The sequence below is a fragment of the Streptomyces sp. NPDC088254 genome (assembly GCF_044740925.1).
Taxonomy (GTDB): Bacteria; Actinomycetota; Actinomycetes; order Streptomycetales; family Streptomycetaceae; genus Streptomyces.
The window spans coordinates 102,911-124,247 of the sequence record NZ_JBIURQ010000009.1; the positions used below are offsets into that span (position 1 = coordinate 102,911).

The 21,337-nt window shown below is 71.7% G+C and carries 23 protein-coding genes; 7 read left to right on the plus strand and 16 right to left on the minus strand.

The window, feature by feature from the left end; genetic code table 11:
- Positions 1-70: 70 nt before the first annotated feature.
- Positions 71-643 (minus strand): TetR/AcrR family transcriptional regulator, encoded by a 573-nt coding sequence (locus ACIOC0_RS25530; protein ID WP_402157816.1) that lies wholly within the window; start codon positions 641-643, stop codon positions 71-73.
- A 26-nt stretch (positions 644-669) separates the two neighbouring features.
- Positions 670-2,163 (minus strand): hypothetical protein, encoded by a 1,494-nt coding sequence (locus ACIOC0_RS25535; RefSeq protein ID WP_402157818.1) that lies wholly within the window; start codon positions 2,161-2,163, stop codon positions 670-672.
- A gap of 255 nt (positions 2,164-2,418) precedes the next feature.
- On the opposite strand from ACIOC0_RS25535, the gene ACIOC0_RS25540 reads away from it, so the two are divergent.
- Together ACIOC0_RS25540 and ACIOC0_RS25545 are read left to right on the plus strand one after the other, a co-directional pair.
- Complete coding sequence (locus ACIOC0_RS25540) at positions 2,419-4,242, plus strand: endonuclease/exonuclease/phosphatase family protein (RefSeq protein WP_402157819.1); 1,824 nt, start codon at positions 2,419-2,421, stop codon at positions 4,240-4,242.
- A 122-nt stretch (positions 4,243-4,364) separates the two neighbouring features.
- Positions 4,365-5,399: a YihY/virulence factor BrkB family protein gene (locus ACIOC0_RS25545; RefSeq protein ID WP_402157820.1), complete on the plus strand. Its 1,035-nt coding sequence runs from the start codon at positions 4,365-4,367 to the stop codon at positions 5,397-5,399.
- 97 nt (positions 5,400-5,496) lie between these two features.
- Here the strand turns inward: ACIOC0_RS25545 and ACIOC0_RS25550 are convergent, their stop codons facing one another.
- Both ACIOC0_RS25550 and ACIOC0_RS25555 read right to left on the minus strand, forming a co-directional pair.
- Complete coding sequence (locus tag ACIOC0_RS25550; protein ID WP_402157822.1) at positions 5,497-6,057, minus strand: DUF3618 domain-containing protein; 561 nt, start codon at positions 6,055-6,057, stop codon at positions 5,497-5,499.
- Positions 6,054-6,473 (minus strand): phage holin family protein, encoded by a 420-nt coding sequence (locus tag ACIOC0_RS25555; protein WP_402157824.1) that lies wholly within the window; start codon positions 6,471-6,473, stop codon positions 6,054-6,056. Before ACIOC0_RS25555 ends, ACIOC0_RS25550 begins: the two co-directional genes overlap by 4 nt.
- 156 nt (positions 6,474-6,629) lie before the next feature.
- Between ACIOC0_RS25555 and dapA the strand changes: the two genes are divergently transcribed.
- Positions 6,630-7,544 (plus strand): 4-hydroxy-tetrahydrodipicolinate synthase, encoded by a 915-nt coding sequence (gene dapA / locus ACIOC0_RS25560; protein ID WP_402157825.1) that lies wholly within the window; start codon positions 6,630-6,632, stop codon positions 7,542-7,544.
- Between the two features lie 98 nt (positions 7,545-7,642).
- Here dapA and dapD read toward each other — a convergent pair whose 3' ends face one another.
- Together dapD and ACIOC0_RS25570 are read right to left on the minus strand one after the other, a co-directional pair.
- Positions 7,643-8,632 (minus strand): 2,3,4,5-tetrahydropyridine-2,6-dicarboxylate N-succinyltransferase, encoded by a 990-nt coding sequence (gene dapD, locus ACIOC0_RS25565; protein WP_356688357.1) that lies wholly within the window; start codon positions 8,630-8,632, stop codon positions 7,643-7,645.
- A 472-nt stretch (positions 8,633-9,104) separates the two neighbouring features.
- Positions 9,105-9,329: a hypothetical protein gene (locus ACIOC0_RS25570; protein WP_402157827.1), complete on the minus strand. Its 225-nt coding sequence runs from the start codon at positions 9,327-9,329 to the stop codon at positions 9,105-9,107.
- Positions 9,330-9,333: 4 nt separating this feature from the next.
- Here ACIOC0_RS25570 and ACIOC0_RS25575 point away from each other — a divergent pair, with 4 nt between their 5' ends.
- Positions 9,334-9,774 (plus strand): AbfB domain-containing protein, encoded by a 441-nt coding sequence (locus tag ACIOC0_RS25575; protein ID WP_402157828.1) that lies wholly within the window; start codon positions 9,334-9,336, stop codon positions 9,772-9,774.
- A gap of 72 nt (positions 9,775-9,846) precedes the next feature.
- On the opposite strand, the gene ACIOC0_RS25580 is transcribed toward ACIOC0_RS25575, so the two are convergent.
- From ACIOC0_RS25580 to ACIOC0_RS25615, 8 genes are read right to left on the minus strand one after another with little or no spacing between them, the layout of a single operon-like run.
- On the minus strand, positions 9,847-10,179 hold the full coding sequence (locus tag ACIOC0_RS25580; RefSeq protein WP_020130530.1) for a metal-sulfur cluster assembly factor: 333 nt from the start codon (positions 10,177-10,179) through the stop codon (positions 9,847-9,849).
- The gene (gene sufU, locus ACIOC0_RS25585) at positions 10,176-10,640 is read right to left on the minus strand and encodes a Fe-S cluster assembly sulfur transfer protein SufU (RefSeq protein ID WP_402157829.1); all 465 of its coding nucleotides are present in this window, start codon (positions 10,638-10,640) and stop codon (positions 10,176-10,178) included. Before sufU ends, ACIOC0_RS25580 begins: the two co-directional genes overlap by 4 nt.
- Positions 10,641-10,659: 19 nt before the next feature.
- Positions 10,660-11,916, minus strand: coding sequence for a cysteine desulfurase (locus ACIOC0_RS25590; RefSeq protein WP_402157830.1), 1,257 nt, complete (start codon positions 11,914-11,916; stop codon positions 10,660-10,662).
- Positions 11,913-12,698: a Fe-S cluster assembly ATPase SufC gene (gene sufC, locus ACIOC0_RS25595; protein ID WP_351096930.1), complete on the minus strand. Its 786-nt coding sequence runs from the start codon at positions 12,696-12,698 to the stop codon at positions 11,913-11,915. The genes ACIOC0_RS25590 and sufC overlap by 4 nt, the downstream gene beginning before the upstream one ends.
- Before the next feature lie 7 nt (positions 12,699-12,705).
- Complete coding sequence (locus ACIOC0_RS25600; protein ID WP_402157832.1) at positions 12,706-13,038, minus strand: non-heme iron oxygenase ferredoxin subunit; 333 nt, start codon at positions 13,036-13,038, stop codon at positions 12,706-12,708.
- Positions 13,035-14,219 (minus strand): Fe-S cluster assembly protein SufD, encoded by a 1,185-nt coding sequence (sufD, locus tag ACIOC0_RS25605; protein ID WP_402157834.1) that lies wholly within the window; start codon positions 14,217-14,219, stop codon positions 13,035-13,037. Before sufD ends, ACIOC0_RS25600 begins: the two co-directional genes overlap by 4 nt.
- Before the next feature lie 56 nt (positions 14,220-14,275).
- Positions 14,276-15,697 carry a Fe-S cluster assembly protein SufB gene (gene sufB, locus ACIOC0_RS25610; protein WP_351096933.1) on the minus strand — a complete coding sequence of 474 codons (1,422 nt, stop codon included), beginning with the start codon at positions 15,695-15,697 and terminating at the stop codon, positions 14,276-14,278.
- On the minus strand, positions 15,694-16,455 hold the full coding sequence (locus ACIOC0_RS25615) for a helix-turn-helix transcriptional regulator (RefSeq protein ID WP_402157837.1): 762 nt from the start codon (positions 16,453-16,455) through the stop codon (positions 15,694-15,696). The genes sufB and ACIOC0_RS25615 overlap by 4 nt, the downstream gene beginning before the upstream one ends.
- A 228-nt stretch (positions 16,456-16,683) precedes the next feature.
- Here ACIOC0_RS25615 and ACIOC0_RS25620 point away from each other — a divergent pair, with 228 nt between their 5' ends.
- From ACIOC0_RS25620 to ACIOC0_RS25630, 3 genes are read left to right on the plus strand one after another with little or no spacing between them, the layout of a single operon-like run.
- Entirely contained in the window at positions 16,684-17,607 is a 924-nt protein-coding gene (locus ACIOC0_RS25620; protein ID WP_402157839.1) for an ABC transporter ATP-binding protein, read from the plus strand.
- On the plus strand, positions 17,604-18,374 hold the full coding sequence (locus ACIOC0_RS25625) for an ABC transporter permease (RefSeq protein ID WP_402157840.1): 771 nt from the start codon (positions 17,604-17,606) through the stop codon (positions 18,372-18,374). The genes ACIOC0_RS25620 and ACIOC0_RS25625 overlap by 4 nt, the downstream gene beginning before the upstream one ends.
- 55 nt (positions 18,375-18,429) lie before the next feature.
- Entirely contained in the window at positions 18,430-19,458 is a 1,029-nt protein-coding gene (locus ACIOC0_RS25630; protein ID WP_402157842.1) for a heme A synthase, read from the plus strand.
- Here the strand turns inward: ACIOC0_RS25630 and ACIOC0_RS25635 are convergent.
- Both ACIOC0_RS25635 and ACIOC0_RS25640 read right to left on the minus strand, forming a co-directional pair.
- Positions 19,413-20,180, minus strand: a complete 768-nt coding sequence (locus tag ACIOC0_RS25635; protein ID WP_402157844.1) for a nucleotidyltransferase — start codon at positions 20,178-20,180, stop codon at positions 19,413-19,415. The two genes, ACIOC0_RS25630 and ACIOC0_RS25635, sit on opposite strands and share 46 nt — an antisense overlap.
- 19 nt (positions 20,181-20,199) lie before the next feature.
- Entirely contained in the window at positions 20,200-21,309 is a 1,110-nt protein-coding gene (locus ACIOC0_RS25640; protein WP_402157847.1) for an amidohydrolase, read from the minus strand.
- Positions 21,310-21,337: the final 28 nt, after the last annotated feature.

Consider the following 21,337-nt stretch of genomic DNA (forward strand, 5'->3'; position numbering starts at 1 on the left):
GGACCCCGTCCGATCACTCCCCGCACGGCAGCCGCGGGCGCGCTCCCCGAGGGCGCGCCCGCCGCCCGCCTCAGCGCCCCGGCCGCAGTCCCTCCGTCAGCAGCGTGACGTACCGCCGGATGCTGTCGCCGCCCCCGTCGGTCAGTTCCGCCGCCGTCGCCAGGCCGTGCGCCAGCCGCAGCAGTTCCATGGGGGTGACGTCGGTCCGCAGGGCGCCCTCCCGCTGCGCCGCCATTACCAGCCGCGCCGCCGCCTCCGTCACGCTCGTCGCGCACGCCGGGACCGCACGGCCGCCGCCGTCCGTGACGGCCGAGCCCAACAGGGCCTTCAAGCCGCGGACCTGGAGCGTGCCGGCGCACAGGTCGATCAGCCACGCCACCAGCGCCTCCCCCGGCGGGAGCCGCGCGCCGAGTTCGTCCGCGCGGACAGCGAACGCCTCGATCCGGTCGACGTAGGCAGCCTCCAGCAGCGCCTGACGCGTCGGGAAGTGCCGGTACAGCGTGCCCGAGCCGACGCCCGCCCGCTTGGCGATGTCGTCGAGGGACGCGCCCTCCCCGTGTTCGGCGAAGGCCTGGGCGGCTGCCTCCAGCAACCGCTCGTAGTTGCGGCGGGCGTCCGCGCGCATGGGTCTGGCCCGCGTCATACCGCGCCTCCTCTTCAGGACCGGCGTCAGCCGCCCTGCTGGGAACGGGCCTTGAAAGCGGCCTTGCGGGCCTCCTTGGCGACGCGCTTGTCGGGGTGGAGGCGGCCCATCGCCTCCAGCACGTCCGGAGTGGCCGGGTGCTCGACCCGCCAGGCGGCAGCGAAGAACCCGCTGTGCTGCTGGGCCAGCCCCTCGACCAGCGCCTGGAGTTCCTCGGAGTTGCCCTCGGCGGCGAGCTGGGCGGCCAGGGTGTCGATGGTGAGCCAGAAGATCATCGCCTCCGACGGCGGCGGAACGTCGGTCGCGCCCAGCTCGGTGAGCCAGACCCGGGCCAGACCGCCGAGTTCGGCGTCGTCCAGGACCTCCCGCACGGCCGGTTCGGCCTGGTCCCCGACCAGGGAGAGGGCCTGCTGGCAGCGCAGCCGGCGCAGCGGCGCACCCGCGTCGGAGCCCCGGGCCGCGGCGAGCAACTCGCGTGCGGCGGCGACGGGTTCGCGGCGGGCGAGCCAGTGCTCGGTCTCGGCACGGGCGGCCTGCGGACCGTACCCGGCGCTGCCGTCGAGGAGGGCGTCGGCGCCCTTGTCGGCGAGGTCGCCGACGGCGGGCGCGGTGAAGCCGGCCTCCAGCAGCCGCGCCCGCAACCCGTACAGGCCGAGCGGGGTGAGGCGGACCATGCCGTAGCGGGCGACCTCGATGTCGTCGGCCGAGGCGGCGGCCCCCTCCCCCGAGCCACCGGCCCCGTCGGACCCCGCGGAACCCTCGACCCCCGCGGTCCCGCCGCTCTCGTCGGCGTCCCGCATGAGCGCCTCGTCGACGGGCCGGTAGGAGACGAGGCCGATCGGCTCCAGCAGGCGGAACTGGTCGTCGAGGCGCATCATCGCGTCGGAGATCTGCTCCAGCATGTCGTTGCTGGGCTCGGCCGCATCACCGGGGACGATCATGGAGGCGGCGAGCGCGGGCAGCGGGACGGCCGCGTCGCCGGGGCCGTCCTCGCCGACGGTGAGCAGGTAGAGGTTGCCGAGCACGCCGTCGAGGAAGGCGGCCTCCCGCTCGGGGTCGAAGTCCAGCTGGGAGAAGTCGACATGACCGCCGTCGGCGTCCATGGCGTCGATCAGGTCGTCGAGATCGGGCACGCTCGCGTCGGCGAGGACCGTCTCCAGCGCGGCGAGCCAGACGGCGAGCACGTCGTGCGGGGAACCGCCCGTCAGCAGGGCGAGTTCCTCGCCGGGGGCGACGGCGCCGTTCTCCTCGTCGGTGATCTCGACCAGCCCGGTGTCCACCGCGACCCGCCACGCCTCGCTGGCGCAGGCGGCGGCGTCGTCGCCGGTGAGGCCGAGGAGTTCGGCGGCGGCCGGAAGCTGTTCGTCGACGAGTCCGCCGCCGGCGTCGACGAGGGTGCCGGGCCCGGCCCAGCGGGCGAGGCGGGCGGCCCGGGCGAGCAACGGGGTCGACAGCGCGTCGCGCGCCAGCTCCGCTTCGGAGAACAGCCGTACGGGCGGCAGGGGCGAGCTGTCTGACATCGGCTGGTTCTCCTCGAAACGCGTGGTGCCACTCAGTCGCTCAGCCTAGACGGATATCCACCCATGCCGCCCGGTTCATCTGCCGGACGGCATTCGTACATGGCCGAAACCTTGACAACTGGCCGGAGCAGGCAGGAGATTGACGCGCGTAGAAGTTGGGGGGACAGGTGTTCACTGATCTTTCTCCGCGCGTCCGTCCGCGCCCACGCCTCACCCTCGTCCCGGCGCTCATGCACGTCCCCCGGAGGGAATCCGTTGCCTAGCAGGTCTTCCGCGCGCCTCGCCGCGCTCACCGTCGCCGCCGTCTGCTCCGCGGCGTCCGCCGTCGTCATCGCCTCGCCCGCGCACGCCGACGCCGTGCGGATCCACGACATCCAGGGAACCACCCGGATATCCCCCTACGCCGGTCAGCAGGTCACCGACGTCACCGGGATCGTCACCGGGGTGCGCTCCTACGGCTCCTCCAGAGGCTTCTGGATCCAGGACCCGTCCCCGGACGCCGACCCCGCCACCAGCGAGGGCGTCTTCGTCTTCACCAGCTCCGCGCCCAAGGTCGCCGTGGGCGACGCCGTCACCGTGAACGGCACGGTCTCGGAGTTCGTCCCCGGCGGCGCCTCGACCGGCAACCAGTCGGTGACCGAGATCGTGCGGCCGACGGTCACCGTCGTCTCCGGCGGCAACCCGGTCCCGGCCGCCGTGGTCGTGGACGCCGGGACGGTCCCGAACAAGTACGCCCCGGAGGGCGACCCGGCCGCGAACGGCTCGGTCAACGGTCTGACGCTGAAGCCGCGGAAGTACGCCCTGGACCACTACGAGTCCCTCGAGGGCCAGAACATCCGGGTCAAGGACACCCGGGTGGTCGGCGCGACCGACCCGTACACCGAGCTGTGGGTCACGGTGAAGCCGCAGGAGAACGCCAACCCCAGCGGCGGCACGGTCTACGGCTCGTACAAGCAGCAGAACACGGGCCGGCTGCAGATCCAGTCGCTCGGCGCGGTGGCCGCCTTCCCGAAGGCGAACGTCGGCGACGTGCTCGCGGGCGTGACCGAAGGGCCCCTGGACTACAACCAGTTCGGCGGGTACACCCTGGTCGGCAACCGGATCGGCACGCTGGAGAGCGCCGGCCTGGAGCGTGAGACCACGCGCAAGCAGGACGAGCGCGAGCTGGCCGTGGCGACGTACAACGTCGAGAACCTCGACCCGGGCGACACGACCTTCGCCGCGCACGCCGCCGCCATCGTGCAGCACCTGCAGTCGCCCGACGTCGTGTCCCTGGAGGAGATCCAGGACGACAACGGCGCGAAGAACGACGGCACGGTGACCGCCGGGCAGACGGTGCGCAAGCTGATCGACGCGATCGTCGCCGCGGGCGGCCCGCGCTACGACTGGCGCTCCGTCGACCCGGTGAACAACGCCGACGGCGGCGAGCCGGGCGGCAACATCCGCCAGGTGTTCCTGTTCAACCCGGAGCGGGTCTCCTTCACCGACCGCGCGGGCGGCGACGCCACGACCGCGGCCGGCGTCACCGGAGTCCGCGGCAAGGCGGCCCTGACGGTCTCCCCCGGCCGCATCGACCCGGCGAACACCGCCTTCAACTCCAGCCGCAAGCCGCTGGTCGGCGAGTTCGTCTTCCAGGGCCGCACGGTCTTCGTGATCGCCAACCACTTCAACTCCAAGGGCGGCGACCAGGGTCTGACCTCGCAGTACCAGCCGGCGGCGCGCAGCTCGGAGGTCCAGCGCCACCAGCAGGCGGCCCTGGTCAACGGGTTCGTGAAGGACATCCTGGACACCGAGCGCAAGGCGAACGTCATCGCGCTCGGCGACATCAACGACTTCGAGTTCTCCGGCACCGCCGACGTCCTCGAAGGCGACGGCGAGCTGTGGTCGGCCATCAAGTCACTGCCGAGGCAGGAGCGTTACTCCTACGTCTACCAGGGCAACAGCCAGGTCCTCGACCAGATCCTGGTCAGCCCGGCGATCCGGCGCGGGGTCTTCGAGTACGACAGCGTGCACGTGAACTCGGAGTTCCACGACCAGATCAGCGACCACGACCCGCAGGTGCTGCGCTTCCAGCCGTAGGCGGCGGCCGGCACAGGCCGGCGGGGCCGGCCGGACACACGGTTCGGCCGGCCCCGGGCTCCCGGCCGGGCAAACCCGGCCTGCGCGCGGTTCGCGGCCCCGTTTCGGGAGACACGCAGGTCATGGACGAGGATTCGCAGGAGGCGGGGCGTGGTCCCGGCCGGTTGCCCGCCCGTTCGTGGTGGGCGGTGACACGGCGCACGGCGAAGGAACTGCTCGACGACGAACTCTCCGACCGGGCGGCCGCGTTGACGTACTACGGCGTGCTGTCGCTGTTCCCGGCGCTGCTGGTGATGGTGTCCGCGCTGGGCGTGGTCGGCCGGCGCGCCACCGACGCCATCCTCGACAACATAGGGGAGCTGACCCCCGGCCCGGCCCGGGACATCCTGCGCGACTCGGTGGTCCAGCTCGGCGACAGCGGCGGCACGAGCGGCGTGCTGGCGATCGCCGGTCTCCTCGCCGCGCTGTGGTCGGCGTCCGGTTACGTCGCCGCGTTCATCCGGGCGTCGAACGCGGTGTACGACCTCCCGGAGGGCCGGCCGGTGTGGAAGCTGACGCCGCTGCGCCTCGCGCTGACCGTGACGCTGATGCTGATGCTGGCGGCGAGCGCGCTGATCGTCGTCTTCACCGGGCCGCTGGCCGAGCGGGCGGGCAGGCTGGTGGGGGCCGGCGACGCGGCGATCGCGGTGTGGGGCGTGGCCAAGTGGCCGGTGCTGCTGCTCCTCGTCGTGCTGATGATCGCCCTGCTGTACTGGGCCGCCCCCAACGTCCGTGGCCGCGGCTTCCGTTGGGTCTCCCCCGGCAGTTTCGTCGCCACCCTCATCTGGCTCGTCGCCTCGGGCGGGTTCGCGCTCTACGCGGCCAACTTCTCGCTCTACAACCGGACGTACGGGACTCTCGCGGGGGCCGTCGTCTTCCTGGTGTGGCTGTGGCTGAGCAATCTGGCGATCCTGCTGGGGCTGGAGTTCGACGCGGAGCTGGCGCGGGAGCGGGCGATCGTCTGCGGCGGGCGGGGACGGGAGGAGACCGAGGCCCCGTACACCGAGCCGTACGTGGAGCCGCGGGACACCCGGAAGTGGCCTGCGTGGCTGCGCACGACGTGGGCGGCGGCCCGGCGCGGCCGCTCGGCCCCGCCGCCCTCGGCGCCGTCGGCCTGAGGGCGCGGGACGCGCGACCAGCCCGGCACACACGGACGGGCCCGGCACCCACACGGGGTGCCGGGCCCTTCCGTCCTTCCGCCGTCACAGGCCGCCGTCAGCGGCGGGCCGCCCGGCGCCGCCCCACGACACCTGCCGCGATGAGCACCGCGCCCGCCGCCGCGGCGACGATCATCGGGCGCGGGTGCTGCCGGGCGAACCGCGCCGGGGCGCGCATCGCCTCGGGCATGCCGCGGCCCGCGCGGGACGTCGTCTCCTGCAGGCCGTGCCGTGTGTGCACGGCCTTGTCCTGGGCGGTGAGGGTCGCCTCCTTGGCCTTGCTCTGGACGGCGTGGCCCGCCCGCCCCGCCTTCTCCTGGACGGTGTGCCCGGCCCGCCCCGCGCCGTCCTGCACCGCGTGCGTCGCGCGCCCCGCCCTGCTCTGCACGGTGTGGGTCGCTCGACCGGCCTTCTCCTGCACGGTGTGGCCCGCCTGGGCCGCCGTGCTGCGGAGCTGGACCGTCATCGCGCCCGCGCGGTCCCTGAGGTCCGCCGCCCGCGCGCGGGCCCGTCCGCGAAGGTCCGTCTTGGCCGCCAACTCCTCGACGGTGTGGCCGAGTTGGCTGCGCGTCTCGGCGATCTGCCGGCGCAGCTCCGCCGCCGTGGTCCTGTCCGTCATCGATGCGCCCTTTCCCTGATCTCCTCGACGTCGGCCTTGACACTGCCGATGGTTTCCTCGGGGGTGGGGGGCGTGGCCCGGCGCAGCTGGCTGCGGCCGGTCACGGCCAGCACGGCGGCGATCGCGAACAGCACCGCCGTGACGATGAGCGCCGCCGCCCAGACGGGCAGCACCAGCGAGAGTGCGGCGACGCCCGTCCCGGCGAGCGCGAGCAGGCCCGCGTAGGCGAACGCGCCCGCCCCGCCGAGCATTCCGCCGCCGCGCCCCGCGCGACGGCCTTTCTCGGTCAGCTCCTCCTTGGCGAGGGCGAGTTCCTGCCGCACGAGCTGGGAGAGCTGTTCGCCGGCCTGGTTCACGAGTTGGCCGACCGTGTGGTGCCCGTCGTGGACGGGCCGGGTGTCCGTGGTCCCGGTCACGCTGTTCCGCCTCCTCTCGGTTCCGGACCACCCGGGTACCCGCACGCGCCGGCGCTACCCCTGCCCCACGACGCCGCTCACCATGCAGTATCGCTAATCTTTGTCCCGTAGCAGATTTAAGTGGAGCTTCACCTCTGTCTGGCCGAAGCTACCCGTATGACAACCGGACTCCCGCACACCCCCGCCCCTCCCTTCGGCCGCGCCCTCTGCGCGATGATCACTCCCTTCACGGAGTCGGGGGCGCTCGACCTCGACGGCGCGCAACGGCTCGCCGACCGGCTGGTCACGCACGGCTGCGACGGGCTCGTGCTGTCGGGGACGACGGGCGAGTCCCCGACCACGTCGGACACGGAGAAGGCGGAGCTGGTCCGGGCGGTGCGCGAGGCCGTCGGGGACGGGGTGCCGCTGGTGGCGGGCGTGACCACCGCCGACACCCGGCACACCGTCGATCTCGCCCTGTCCGCCGGGAAGGCCGGCGCGGACGGCGTCCTCGTCGCCGCCCCCTACTACAGCAGACCCCCGCAGGACGCCCTGGAGGCCCACTTCCGCGAGGTCGCGGACGCCTGCGGGCTGCCGGTGATGCTGTACGACGTGCCCGGCCGCACCGGCGTGCGCATCGCGCCGGAGACGATGATCCGGCTCGCGGAACACCCGGGGATCGCAGCGGTGAAGGACTGCTCCAACGACCTCCTGGGCGTCCAGAAGATCCTGGCCCGCACCCGACTGGCGTACTACGCGGGCTGCGACGAGCAGATCCTCGCCCTGTACGCGGTGGGCGCGGTCGGCTACGTCAGCACGGTCGCAGGCGTCGCCCCGCGCCGGCTCCGCTCGATCCTGGACGCGTTCGACCGGGGCGACACCCGCGAGGCCGCCCGGCTCCAGCTGCGCGCGCTGGACCTCATCGAGGCGATGATGGCCGCGGACCTGCCCGGCACGGTCACCGCCAAGGCCCTCCTGACCTCCCTCGCCCTCCCCGCCGGCCCGCTCCGCCCCCCGCTGCTCCCCGCCACCCCGGAAACGACCCGCGCCCTCCGAGCGGCCTACGACCACCTCATGACGAGCCCGGAGTAGGAGGCCGCACCGCACCGGCCCGCGCGGCCGCGAGAAACAGCGAGAGCGCCCCTCGGCCAAAAGCCGAGGGGCGCTCTCCACCACCGACGCGACGCGCCTCAGTTGTGGCTGTGCAGGATCTCGTTCAGGCCGCCCCAGACCGCGTTGTTCGGGCGGGCCTCGACCGCGCCGGTGACCGAGTTGCGACGGAAGAGGATGTTCGAGGCGCCGGAGAGGTCGCGGGCCTTGACGATCTGGCCGTCGGGCATGGTCACCCGGGTGCCCGCCGTGACGTAGAGGCCCGCCTCGACGACGCACTCGTCGCCCAGCGCGATGCCGACGCCCGCCTCCGCGCCGACCAGGCAGCGCTCGCCGATGGAGATGATCACGTTGCCGCCGCCGGAGAGCGTGCCCATCGTGGACGCGCCGCCGCCGATGTCGGAGCCGTCGCCCACGACGACGCCCGCGGAGATGCGGCCCTCGACCATGGACGTGCCGAGCGTGCCGGCGTTGAAGTTCACGAAGCCCTCGTGCATGACCGTGGTGCCCTCGGCGAGGTGCGCGCCCAGGCGGACGCGGTCCGCGTCGGCGATGCGGACGCCCTTGGGGGCCACGTAGTCCGTCATGCGGGGGAACTTGTCGATGGACGTCACCTGGAGGTGCAGGCCCTCGGCGCGCGCGTTCAGGCGGACCTTCTCGACGTCGTCCACGGCGACCGGGCCGAGAGACGTCCACGCGACGTTGGCCAGGTGGCCGAACATGCCGTCCAGGCTCTGGCCGTGCGGCTTGACCAGGCGGTGGGAGAGCAGGTGGAGCCGCAGGTAGACGTCGTGCGCGTCGAGCGGCTTGTCGTCGAGGGAGGCGATGACCGTGCGGACCGCGACGACCTCGACGCCCCGGCGGGCGTCCGGGCCGACGGCCTTGGCCGCGCCCTCGCCGAGCAGCTCCACGGCCTTCTCGGGAGAAAGGCGCTCGGTGCCGGCCGGACCGGGCTCGGCGGTGAGCTCGGGCGCGGGGAACCAGGTGTCGAGAACGGTGCCGTCGGCGGCGAGCGTGGCGAGCCCGGCGGCCGCGGCGCCGGTGGTGCGAGGAGCAGTCGTTTCGGTCATGAGCGCAACCTAACCGGCAAGCCCCACCCGAGGCCAACCTGCCGCCCGGCGTCTCAGGTGGCGGTCGGGGCGGGCGCGGGTCCGCTTCGGCGGCGCCGTGCGCGGCCCGACCGCCGCCGCGCGGGCCGGCCCGCCCCCAAGTGCCCCTGTATGAGAAACCGTTATGGAAACCGCTCGCTGAAACGGCTGCTCATCAGCCACACGTTCCACTAATGTTTCACCGTTCACATACCGGGCCTTCGCAGCCGCGGCCGCCGACACGAGCGCCGCTGGAGGAACAGCGCATGCCAGACAACAAGTCCCGGCCTTCCCCGGAGCAACCCTGGGGGAACGGTTGGGCCCCGGAAAGCTCCCGGGCTCCCGGAACGCGACGGCTGTGGCTGGCCGGCGCTCTCGCCGTGGCCACCGTGGTGGCCTGCGTGACGGCGATATCCGTGACCGAAAAGGCCAACGACAAGCAGTCGGCCGCCCGTCAGGGCCGGACGACGTCCGCCAAGGAGACCACCTCGGGGCTGATCTCTTTCGCCACACCCTCGGCGAGCGGATCCCCTTCGGCGTCCGCGCCGGCCGGGAGCCCCTCGCCGTCCGCGTCCGCTTCGGCGTCGGCCTCGCCGTCCGCCTCGGGTTCGCCCCGGCCGCAGGGGAGTGCGTCGCCCCGCCCGTCCACCGCCCCCGCCCCGCAGGCGCCGCCGGTCAAGGACGTGCCCGCGCCGCGGCCGGCGAGCAACCGCAAGTCGGTGCAGTCGGTCAACTACCCCGACCGCTACTGGCGCGCGAGCGGCGGCCTGGTGCGGCTCGAACAGAGCGGCGGCTCGGAGTTCCGCGAGGACGCCTCCTTCGACGTCGTGGCGGGCCTGTCCAATGGCTCCTGCTACTCGTTCAGGACGGCCGACGGCACGTATCTGCGCCACCGCAACTTCGTGCTGCGCGCGGAACGCAACGACGGCTCGAACCTGTTCTCCCAGGACGCCACCTTCTGCCCCAACTGGTCGCCCTACTCGGGCTCCATGACGCTGCGTTCGGTCAACTACCCCGACCGCGCGCTGCGGCACCGGAACATGGAGCTGCGTCTGGACCAGTACGGCTACAACTCCAGCGGCGGCGAGGACTTCGCGTTCCGCCTCGTCGACGGTCTCGCCTGAGCGGACCGCCACCCGCACACGCGTGTGGCCCCCGGCGGTTCCCGCCGGGGGCCACACGCGTCACCACACTCCTCAGACGTTGAAGCCGAGCGCCCGAAGCTGCTCGCGGCCGTCGTCGGTGATCTTGTCCGGGCCCCACGGCGGCATCCAGACCCAGTTGATGCGCAGCTCGTTGACCAGGCCGTCCGTGGCGGACTTCGCCTGGTCCTCGATGACGTCCGTCAGCGGGCAGGCCGCGGAGGTCAGGGTCATGTCGATCGTCGCGATGTTCGCGTCGTCGATGTGAATGCCGTAGATCAGGCCGAGGTTGACGACGTCGATGCCCAACTCGGGGTCGACGACGTCGTACAGCGCCTCTCGGACCTCCTCCTCCGAGGCCGGCTTCATCTCCAGGGTCTCGCTCATGCCGTCTTCCTTTCGGCGTCGGCGCCCAGCGCCTGGGCCGTCGCGTCCTTCCACGCCATCCAGCTGAGGAGGGCGCACTTGACCCGGGCCGGGTACTTGGAGACGCCGGCGAACGCGACCGCGTCCTCCAGCACCTCCTCCATCGCGTCGTCCGGCTCGATCCTGCCCTTGGACTGCATCAGCTCCAGGAAGGTCTCCTGGATCCGGTGCGCCTCGGACAGCTCCTTGCCGACGAGGAGTTCGTTCAGCACGGACGCGCTCGCCTGGCTGATGGAGCAGCCCTGGCCCTCGTACGAGACGTCCTCGATCTTCGTGCCGGCGTACTTCACCCGCAGGGTGATCTCGTCGCCGCAGGTCGGGTTCACGTGGTGCACCTCGGCGTCGCCGACGCGCAGACCACGCCCGTGCGGGTGCTTGTAGTGGTCCAGGATGACTTCCTGGTACATGGAGTCCAGCTTCATGCGCTCGCTCGCCAACCCCTCAGCCGAAGAAATTCCGTACGTGCTCCAGGCCGTCCACCAGAGCGTCGATCTCGGCGGGCGTGGAGTACAGATAGAACGACGCTCGCGTCGTCGCGGGAATTCCGTAGCGCAGGCAGACGGGTCGCGCGCAGTGGTGGCCGACGCGAACCGCGATGCCCTGCTCGTCGAGGACCTGGCCCACGTCGTGCGGGTGGATGTCGCCGAGCGTGAAGGAGATCGCCGCGCCGCGGTCCTCGGCCGTGGTCGGACCGATGATCCGCAGGTCGGGGACCTCGGCGAACCGCTTCACCGCGTACTCGGTGAGCGCGTGCTCGTGGGCGAGGATCTTGTCCATGCCGATCGAGGACAGGTAGTCGATGGCCGCGCCGAGACCGACCGCCTGGGCGACCGGGGGCGTGCCCGCCTCGAACTTGTGCGGGGCGGGGGCGTAGGTCGAGGAGTGCATGGACACTGTCTCGATCATCTCGCCGCCGCCGAGGAACGGAGGCAGGTCCTCCAGCAGCTCCTGGCGGCCCCACAGCACGCCGATGCCGGTCGGGCCGCACATCTTGTGGCCGGTGAAGGCCACGAAGTCGGCCTGGAGGGCCTGCACGTCCAGCGGCATGTGGGGAGCGGCCTGCGAGGCGTCGACGCAGACCAGCGCGCCGACCTCCTGCGCCCGGCGGACTATCGCCTCGACCGGGTTGACCGTGCCGAGGATGTTCGACACCAGCACGAAGGAGACGATCTTCGTCTTCTCCGTGATGATCTCGTCGATGTTCGACAGGTCGAGGCGGCCGTCGTCGGTCAGGCCGAACCACTTCAGCTTCGCGCCCGTGCGCTGCGAGAGCAGCTGCCACGGCACGATGTTGGAGTGGTGCTCCATCTCGGTGATGACGATCTCGGTCTCGGAGTCCACGCGGTAGGGCTCGTCGGCCCAGCCCAGCATGTTCGCCACGAGGTTGAGCGACTCCGAGGCGTTCTTGGTGAAGATCACCTCGTCGCGCGAGGGCGCGTTGATGAAGGACGCGACCTTGTCACGCGCGCCCTCGTACAGCGCCGTGGCCTCCTCGGCGAGCACATGCACACCGCGGTGGACGTTGGCGTTGTAGCGCTCGTAGTACTCGCTCAGGGCGTCCAGCACCTGGCGCGGCTTCTGCGAGGTCGCCGCGTTGTCCAGGTAGACGAGCTTCCGGTCGTCGTGGACCAGACGGTCCAGGATCGGGAAGTCCTTGCGGATCGCCTCTGTGTCGAGGAGGCCCGGCAGCTGTGTCACGCGGATACGCCACCCTTCGTGTCGACTGCGTCCTGCTTCGCATATGCCTCGTACCCCTCGTTCTCCAGCTTGTCGGCGAGCTCGGCGCCGCCGGACTCGACGATGCGGCCGCCGGAGAAGACGTGGACGAAGTCGGGCTTGATGTAGCGCAGGATGCGCGTGTAGTGCGTGATCAGCAGGGTGCCGACCTCGCCGGTCTCGCGGACGCGGTTGACGCCCTCGGAGACGATGCGGAGCGCGTCGACGTCCAGGCCGGAGTCGGTCTCGTCGAGGATCGCGACCTTCGGCTTGAGCAGTTCGAGCTGGAGGATCTCGTGGCGCTTCTTCTCACCGCCGGAGAAGCCCTCGTTGACGTTGCGCTCGGCGAAGGAGGGGTCCATGTTGAGGCGCTGCATGGCCTCCTTGACCTCCTTCACCCAGGTGCGCAGCTTGGGGGCCTCGCCGCGGACGGCGGTGGCGGAGGTGCGCAGGAAGTTCGACACGGACACGCCGGGGACCTCGACCGGGTACTGCATGGCGAGGAACAGGCCGGCGCGGGCGCGCTCGTCGACGGACATCTCCAGGACGTCCTCGCCGTCGAGGGTGACGGTGCCGCCGGTGATCGTGTACTTCGGGTGACCCGCGAGGGAGTAGGCGAGCGTCGACTTGCCGGAGCCGTTCGGGCCCATGATGGCGTGCGTCTCGCCCTGCTTCACGGTGAGGTCGACGCCCTTGAGGATCTCCTTCGTGGCGTTGTCGGCCTCGACGGTGACGTGCAGGTCTCGGATTTCAAGCGTTGCCATGGATGCCTCAGGACTCCTGGGTGAGGGGGGCGCGTACGTCGACGAAGACGCTGCCCCCTTCGATCTTTACGGGGTATACGGGGACGGGGCGCGTCGCGGGAAGGCCGGACGGCTTGCCGGTGCGCAGGTCGAAGGCGGAGCCGTGCAGCCAGCACTCGATCTGGCAGTCCTCCACCTCGCCCTCGGAGAGCGAGACGTTCGCGTGCGAGCAGATGTCGTGGATCGCGAACACCTCCCCCTCGGTCCGCACCAAGGAGACCGGCGTGCCGTCGAGTTCCACCCGCTTCGGGGTGTCCTCCTCCAGCTCGCCCAGTCCGCAGGCGCGTACGTAGGTCGTCATGCGACCGAGGCCTCCAGCTCCTCTTCGATCTTCGCGAGCAGACGCTCCTCGATGTCGTCGACGCCGATCTGCTGGACCAGCTCGGCGAAGAAGCCGCGGACGACGAGGCGGCGGGCCTCGTGCTCGGGGATGCCGCGGGCCATCAGGTAGAAGAGCTGCTCGTCGTCGAAGCGGCCGGTGGCGGAGGCGTGGCCGGCGCCGACGATCTCGCCGGTCTCGATCTCCAGGTTCGGCACCGAGTCGACGCGCGCGCCGTCCGTGAGGACGAGGTTGCGGTTCATCTCGTAGGTGTCGGTGCCCTCGGCCTTGGCCTCGATGAGGACGTCGCCGATCCACACGGCGTGCGCGTCCTCGCCCTGGAGGGCGCCCTTGTAGGCGACGTTCGACTTGCAGTGCGGGGTGTTGTGGTCGACCAGGAGGCGGTGCTCCTGGTGCTGGCCGGCGTCGGTGAAGTACAGGCCGTACAGCTCGGCCTCGCCACCGGTGCCGGCGTACTGCACGCGCGGGTGCAGGCGGACCACGTCGCCGCCGAAGGTGACGACCACCGACTTGAAGGTGGCGTCCCGGCCGACGAGGGCGTTGTGCTGGGCGACGTGGACGGCCTTGTCGTCCCAGTCCTGGACGGAGACGACGGTCAGCTTGGCGCCGTCGCCGAGGACGTACTCGACGTTGGCGGCGACCACGGCGTCACCGGTGTGGTCGATGACGACGACGGCCTCGGCGAAGGCTCCCAGCTCGATGATCTGGTGGCCGTAGGAGACGCCGCCCTCGCCGTGCACGGAGATCCGGATCGGCTCGGTGAGGACCGTCTCCTTGGGGACGAAGACGACGCCGGCCTGCTCGAAGGCGGAGTACGCCTGGGCGGCGACGCGGTCCACGGGCGTGCCGGCCCTGCCGAGCCGCGCGTCGTCGCGGCCGACGGCCTCGACGACGACGCCTTCGGGGGCCTCCACCGTGACCTTGACGCCGTTGCCGCCCGCGACGGCGGTGCCGTCGTGCAGGCCGCGCAGGCGCTCCAGCGGGGTGAACCGCCACTCCTCCTCGCGGCCGTGCGGGACCGGGAAGTCCGCGACGTCGAAGGACGGCGGCGCGCTCATGCGCGTGGCGACGGTCGACTCGGCGGCCACCGCGATGGAGCCTGTGGTGGTGGACCCCACAGGAAGATTCTGAGCCTCAGCCATGGCTGTCGTAGTGCTCGCTTTCGTTGACGTAAGGGGCGTGACGGACGGGCCGGGGGTCAGCCGACGGCGCCTTCCATCTGCAGCTCGATCAGCCGGTTGAGCTCCAGCGCGTACTCCATCGGGAGCTCCTTGGCGATGGGCTCGACGAAGCCGCGCACGATCATGGCCATCGCCTCGTCCTCGGAGAGACCACGGCTCATCAGGTAGAAGAGCTGGTCCTCGGAGACCTTGGAGACGGTCGCCTCGTGGCCCATGGACACGTCGTCCTCACGCACGTCGACGTAGGGGTACGTGTCGGAGCGGGAGATGGTGTCGACGAGCAGCGCGTCGCACAGCACGTTGGACTTGGAGCCGGGGGCGCCTTCGCCGATCTCGATGAGACCGCGGTAGGAGGTGCGGCCGCCGCCTCGCGCCACCGACTTGGAGACGATGTTGGAGGAGGTGTTCGGCGCCATGTGGACCATCTTGGCGCCGGCGTCCTGGTGCTGGCCCTCGCCGGCGAAGGCGATGGAGAGGGTCTCGCCCTTGGCGTGCTCGCCCATCAGGTAGACGGCCGGGTACTTCATCGTCACCTTGGAGCCGATGTTGCCGTCGATCCACTCCATGGTCGCGCCCTCGTAGGCGACGGCGCGTTTGGTGACCAGGTTGTAGACGTTGTTCGACCAGTTCTGGATGGTCGTGTAGCGGCAGCGGGCGTTCTTCTTGACGATGATCTCGACGACGGCGCTGTGCAGGGAGTCGGACTTGTAGATCGGGGCCGTACAACCCTCGACGTAGTGCACGTAGGCGCCCTCGTCGACGATGATCAGGGTCCGCTCGAACTGGCCCATGTTCTCCGTGTTGATACGGAAGTAGGCCTGGAGCGGGATCTCGACGTGCACGCCCTTCGGCACGTAGATGAAGGAGCCGCCGGACCACACCGCGGTGTTCAGCGCGGCGAACTTGTTGTCGCCGGCGGGGATGACGGTCCCGAAGTACTCCTTGAAGAGCTCCGGGTGCTCCTTCAGCGCGGTGTCGGTGTCGAGGAAGATGACGCCCTGCTCCTCCAGGTCCTCGCGGATCTGGTGGTAGACGACCTCCGACTCGTACTGGGCGGCGACACCGGCGACGAGGCGCTGCTTCTCCGCCTCGGGGATGCCCAGCTTGTCGTAGGTGTTCTTGATGTCCTCGGGCAGGTCCTCCCAGGACGCCGCCTGCTTCTCCGTGGAGCGCACGAAGTACTTGATGTTGTCGAAGTCGATGCCCGACAGGTCCGAGCCCCAGTTCGGCATGGGCTTCTTCTCGAAGAGCTTCAGGCCCTTGAGGCGGAGCTTGGTCATCCACTCCGGCTCGGACTTCTTCGAGGAGATGTCGTTGACGACGTCCTCGTTGATGCCGCGACGCGCGGACGCGCCGGCCGTGTCGGAGTCGGCCCAGCCGTATTCGTACTTGCCCAGGCCCTCGAGTTCGGGGTGAGCAGTCTCCGTGGGGAGAGTCATGCGGGGTTCCTCCCGGCCGTGCTTGCAGATGCGTTCTGGCTGCGGTGATCAGTGTGGGAAATCTTGGGGATGAACGTCGTGCAGACGCCGTCTCCGTGCGCGATGGTCGCCAGTCTCTGGACGTGCGTTCCGAGCAGCTGGGAGAAGATCTCCGTCTCGGCCTCGCACAACTGCGGGAACTTCTCCGCGACGTGGGCCACCGGGCAGTGGTGCTGACAGAGCTGCTCGCCTTTTTGAGGGAGGGGTGCGCTGCGCGCCGTAGCAGCGTACCCGTCCGCGCTCAGGGCCTTGGCCAGTGCTTCGGTGCGGTCCTCCGGGGCGGCGGCCTCGACGGCCTCGCGGTAGGCGGCGGCCTGTTCGGCGATCCTCGCGCGGGCGAAGGCCACGACGGCCTCGTCCCCGCCGAAGCGCTCCTGGATCCAACGCAGGGCGTCGGCGGCGAGCTTGTCGTAGGACTGGTCGAAGGCGTCGCGGCCGCAGTCGGTCAGGGCGAAGACCTTGGCGGGGCGTCCGCGCGTCCGCGTGCCGTACACGCGCTGCTCGCGAGCCTCCACGACGTCGTCGGCGACCAATGCATCGAGGTGCCTGCGTACGGCCGCCGGGGTGAGCCCGAGGCGTCCGGCCAGCTCGGTGACGGTCGACGGCCCGTGGTCCAGGATGGAGCGCGCGACCCGGTTGCGCGTCGAGCGCTCACCGGTCGCCAGCTCCTCCTGAGGGGCCCCCGCGGGGGTCTCCCGAGCCTGTCCGACGTTTTTCACAACGCCATTGTTGCGTAATTCGCCGGAGGCAGGCAAGCCGCGTCCGGCCGACCGGGCGATGCACTACATCACTTAGGTAAAGCTAACCTGACCTGGGGAAACGATCTTTGATCGATCAGGGAGCCGGGCCTTCCCGGGGCCGTCCCGGGCTCTGCCGGGTGGCCTCCCGGCGCCCCTGGACGGCCCCGCGCGTCCGGGCGCACGAGTGCGAACCTAGACTTTGCGTCCATGCGAACTGAGCCTGTCGTCCAGGTCCAGGCCCTGGTGCAGCGGTACGGGACGAAGACCGCGGTGGACGGCCTCGACCTGGAGGCCCGGGCAGGCGTCACCGCCGTCCTCGGCCCCAACGGCGCCGGCAAGACGACGACCATCGAGACCTGCGAGGGCTACCGCAAGCCGGACTCCGGCACCGTGCGCGTCCTCGGCCTCGACCCGGTGAGACAGGCCCGCGAACTGCGGCCCCGGATCGGCGTGATGCTCCAGTCCGGCGGCGTCTACTCGGGCGCGCGGGCGGACGAGATGCTCCGCCATGTCGCGAAGCTGCACGCGAACCCGCTGGACGTGGACGCCCTCGTGGAGCGGCTCGGGCTCGGCAGCTGCGGCCGGACCTCCTACCGCCGGCTCTCCGGCGGGCAGCAGCAGCGGCTCGCGCTGGCGATGGCCGTCGTCGGACGCCCTGAACTGGTGTTCCTGGACGAGCCGACCGCAGGTCTCGACCCGCAGGCCCGCCGCGCCACCTGGGACCTCGTCCGCGACCTGCGCGCCGACGGCGTCGGCGTGATCCTCACCACCCACTACATGGACGAGGCCGAGCAGCTCAGTGACGACGTCGCGATCATCGACGCGGGCCGGGTCATCGCCCAGGGCTCCCCGGAGGAGCTGTGCCGCGGCGGCGCCGAGAACACGCTCCGCTTCACCGGCCGCCCCGGACTGGACGTGACCTCGCTGCTCAAGGCGCTGCCCGCGGACAGCACCGCCGAGGAGCTGACGCCGGGCTCGTACCGGGTCACCGGGAAGATCGACCCCCAGCTCCTGGCGACCGTCACCTCCTGGTGCGCGCAGCACGGGGTGATGCCCGACCGGATCTCGGTCGAACGGCACACCCTGGAGGACGTCTTCCTCGAGCTGACGGGAAAGGAACTGCGCTCATGACCGCCACCGGCATCCACACCCCGGCGCCGGGCGCCGCGCCGCTGCCCCGGATGATCGGGGCCCAGGCGGCACTGGAGACCCGGATGCTCCTGCGCAACGGCGAGCAACTGCTGCTCACCGTGGTGATCCCCACCCTGCTGCTGGTGCTGTTCAGCACGGTGGACATCGTGGACACCGGCGCGGGCAAGGCGGTGGACTTCCTCGCCCCGGGCGTCCTGGCCCTCGCCGTGATGTCGACGGCGTTCACCGGGCAGGCCATCGCCACCGGCTTCGAACGCCGCTATGGCGTGCTGAAGCGGCTGGCCGTCTCGCCGCTGCCCCGCTGGGGCCTGATGACCGCCAAGACGCTGTCCGTGCTGGTCACGGAGGTCCTCCAGGTCGTCCTGCTGACGGTGATCGCCTTCGCGCTGGGCTGGTCGCCGCACGGGAACCCGTTCGCCGTGCTGCTCCTGCTGGTCCTCGGCACGGCGGCGTTCTCCGGGCTCGGGCTGTTGATGGCGGGCACCCTGAAGGCCGAGGCGACGCTGGCCGCGGCCAACCTGGTGTTCCTGCTGCTGCTGGTGGGCGGCGGTGTGATCGTCCCGCTGGACAAGTTCCCGCCGGCGGCGCAGGACGTCCTCGCACTGCTGCCGATCTCGGCGCTGTCCGGAGGCCTGCGGGACGTGCTCCAGCACGGGGCGGGGATGCCGTGGGGCGAGCTCGGGATCCTGGCGGTGTGGGCGGTGGCCGGCCTGGCCGCGGCGGGGAGGTTCTTCCGGTGGGAGTGACGGCGGCGAAGCCACGGGGCACCCTCGTGAAAGCGTGCACAAGCGGCCCCCTACGATGGAAGGCGTGCCCAACGTGACCCGCGCCGACGCCCTGGCGGCCGTGCGCAACCCGCTCGCCTTCATCGCCGACCGCTGGACCCCCGCCCCCCGGACGGTCCAGCGGGCTGCCCTGTCCGCACTCGTGATGTCGGTGCTCATCGTGGTCACCGGCGGCGCGGTACGGCTCACCGGGTCCGGCCTCGGCTGCCCGACCTGGCCCAAGTGCACCGAGGACTCCCTCACCGCGACCAGCGAGATGGGCTTCCACGGCGTCATCGAGTTCGGCAACCGCATGCTGACGTACGTGCTGTGCGCCGCGGTCGGCTGGGCGATCATCGCCGCCCGCTCGCAGAAGCCGTACCGGCGTGGCCTCACCCGGCTGGGCTGGGCCCAGTTCTGGGTGGTCATGAGCAACGCCGTGCTCGGCGGCATCGTCGTCCTCGTCGGCCTCAACCCGTACACCGTCGCCGCCCACTTCGTGGCCACGTCGGCGCTGATCGCCGTCGCCACGGTGATGTGGCAGCGCACCCGGGAGGGGGACGCGGCGCCCCAGCCGCTGGTCGGCGGCGCGGTGCGGCAGCTGGTGTGGTGCCTGGTCGGCGCGTCGGTCCTGCTGATCCTCGTCGGCACGGTCGTGACCGGCGCGGGCCCGCACGCCGGCGACTCCAGCGAGGTGGAGCGCATGCCGCTCGACTGGGAGACGGTCAGCAAGGCCCACGCCGTCCTCGCCTGGATCGTGGTGTCCCTGACGTTCGCGCTGTGGTTCGTGCTGAAGGCGGTCGACGCGCCGAAGGCTCCGCTGCACCGGACGCGGGAGCTGTTCGTCGTCCTGCTGTGCCAGGGCGTGGTGGGCTACGTCCAGTACTTCACGGATCTCCCGGAGATCCTGGTCGGCCTGCACATGCTGGGCTCCGCGCTGATGTGGATCTGGGTCCTGCGCGTGGTCCTGTCCCTGCGCGAGCGGCCCGCCGCCGGCGAGGCCGACGCCGTGCCGCCGGCTCAGGAGTACTTCTCCACCAGCCCGTCGATCGCCGGCCCCAGGTAGTCACGCGTCAGCCCGCTCCTGCGGGCGAGCCACTGCTCCCCGGCGAACAGCGGCCGCATCCCGTACCGTCGCCGCCGGACGTCCTCGACGACGTCGGCGGGCGCCCCGAGTCCGGGCAGTTCCCCCAGCGCCTCCCACTTGGAGATCAGCCGTCCCTCCCGCAGAGTGACGGCGGCACGGGCGAAGGTCGTCAGGCCCAGGTCCACCCAGACGTCCCGGGTCCACAGGCGCGCCTCGTCCACGGCCGGCCGCCACAAGTCCCGCTGGTCGCGCACGACGAACGCCTCCAGTTCGAGGTCCGTCACCGGCGGCAGCAGCTCGGCCGGGGCGCCCCCGTGCAACACCCGGCCGAAGGTGTGCAGCTCTCGCCGGGTGACCGGGGTGACCGTCCGCCTGAACAGCCGTCCGTGGGCCCATGTGAGGTGCCGCCGGTCCGAGCCCGAGAGCGTGGCGGGCGTCAGATAGGTGCAGTGCAGCAGGCCCGCGAGCGGTTCGGTGCGCAGCCGGGCGTGGGCCACGGCCACCTCCCAGACGGTCCGCGCGGTGATCGGTTCCGGGAGTACGGCGATCAGGTCCAGGTCGCTGCGCCCCTCCTGGTAGTCGCCTCCCGCGAGCGAGCCGTGCGTCCAGACGGCGAGGGGCCGCCGGCTCGTGGGACCCGAGTGGGGCGGGGAGGAGAGGGCGGCCAGGAAGCGGTCGAGTAACGCGTCGGTCCGGTTCATACGGCCAGTCTTGACCGGTTCAGCCCAGTCCGTACACCCTCCGCGCGTTCTCCGACGCGATCATCGCCGCCACCCGCTGCGCGTCCGTGAGGGACCAGGCGCCCTCCGCGACCCAGGCGCCCAGGACCCGGCCCAGGGCCTCGCGGAACAGCCGGGCGCCCACCACGTGCAGTTCGGGGAGCGCCTGGGCACCGCTGGAGAAGAGGATCTTGCCGAAGGGGGCCAGTTCCAGGGTCTCCGCCAGGATCGTCGCCGCGCGGCCGCCGCTGTGGACGAGCGCGGTGCCGGAGTCGGCGTAGACGTGCGGGAAGACGCCGGCGAGGCGGGCGGCGTGCCGGTGGTGGGGGTGGCCGGGCAGCAGGACCACAGTGGCGCCGAGGCCCGCCGTCGCGCGGGCGAACTCCGTCAGGAGGGCGGGGTGGCCGGCGCGGCCGGCGCGCGGCCCGGGCTCCACGGGACCGGCGTGCAGTTGCAGCGGCAGTCCGGTGGCGAGCGCGCTCCACAGCAGGTGGCGCAGCAGCACCGGGTCGCCCATCTCCCCACCGGCCCGGCGGACGGCCAGCCAGCGGCCCGCCGCACCCCGCACCTGTCCCGGTCCGGGCGGCTCGGGCGCGAGCGCGAGGCCGTGCCGGAGGCCGGCCACCGAGGTGAAGGCGACGGCGTGCCCAGCCGCTCCGTGCAGCGCCTCGGCAAGGTTGGCGAGGAAGGCCTCGACGGTCCCGGAGGTGTCGGCGACCTGCTCGGCGAGCGGCTCCAGCCGCACGATCTCGCGGGCCTCGGCCGCTCCCGCGGAGGCGATCTCCTCGGGCCCGGTGAGATCGCCGGGCAGGCCGGTGTCGACGAGGTAGGTGGTGACGCCGCTCCCCCGCAGCAGCCGGCGGCCCGCCTCCAGCACGCCCAGTTCACGGCGGCGGGCGAGATAGCCGGCCGGCGGGCAGTGCGGCTCCAGGCCGAGCAGCGGCGGGCACCAGCGGCGTACGGCGAAGCCGGCCTGGGTGTCGAAGAGGGTGGTGCCGGCGGCGGGCGGGCCCGCGGTGCGGGACAGCCGGGCCTCGAAGGTGCCGAGGCCCAGCTCCGTTCTCAGCACGCCGTGGCAGTACTGGTCCACCAGGGACGGCGTTTCGATCATCGGGCTCTCCCGCGGGTCGACCACGTCG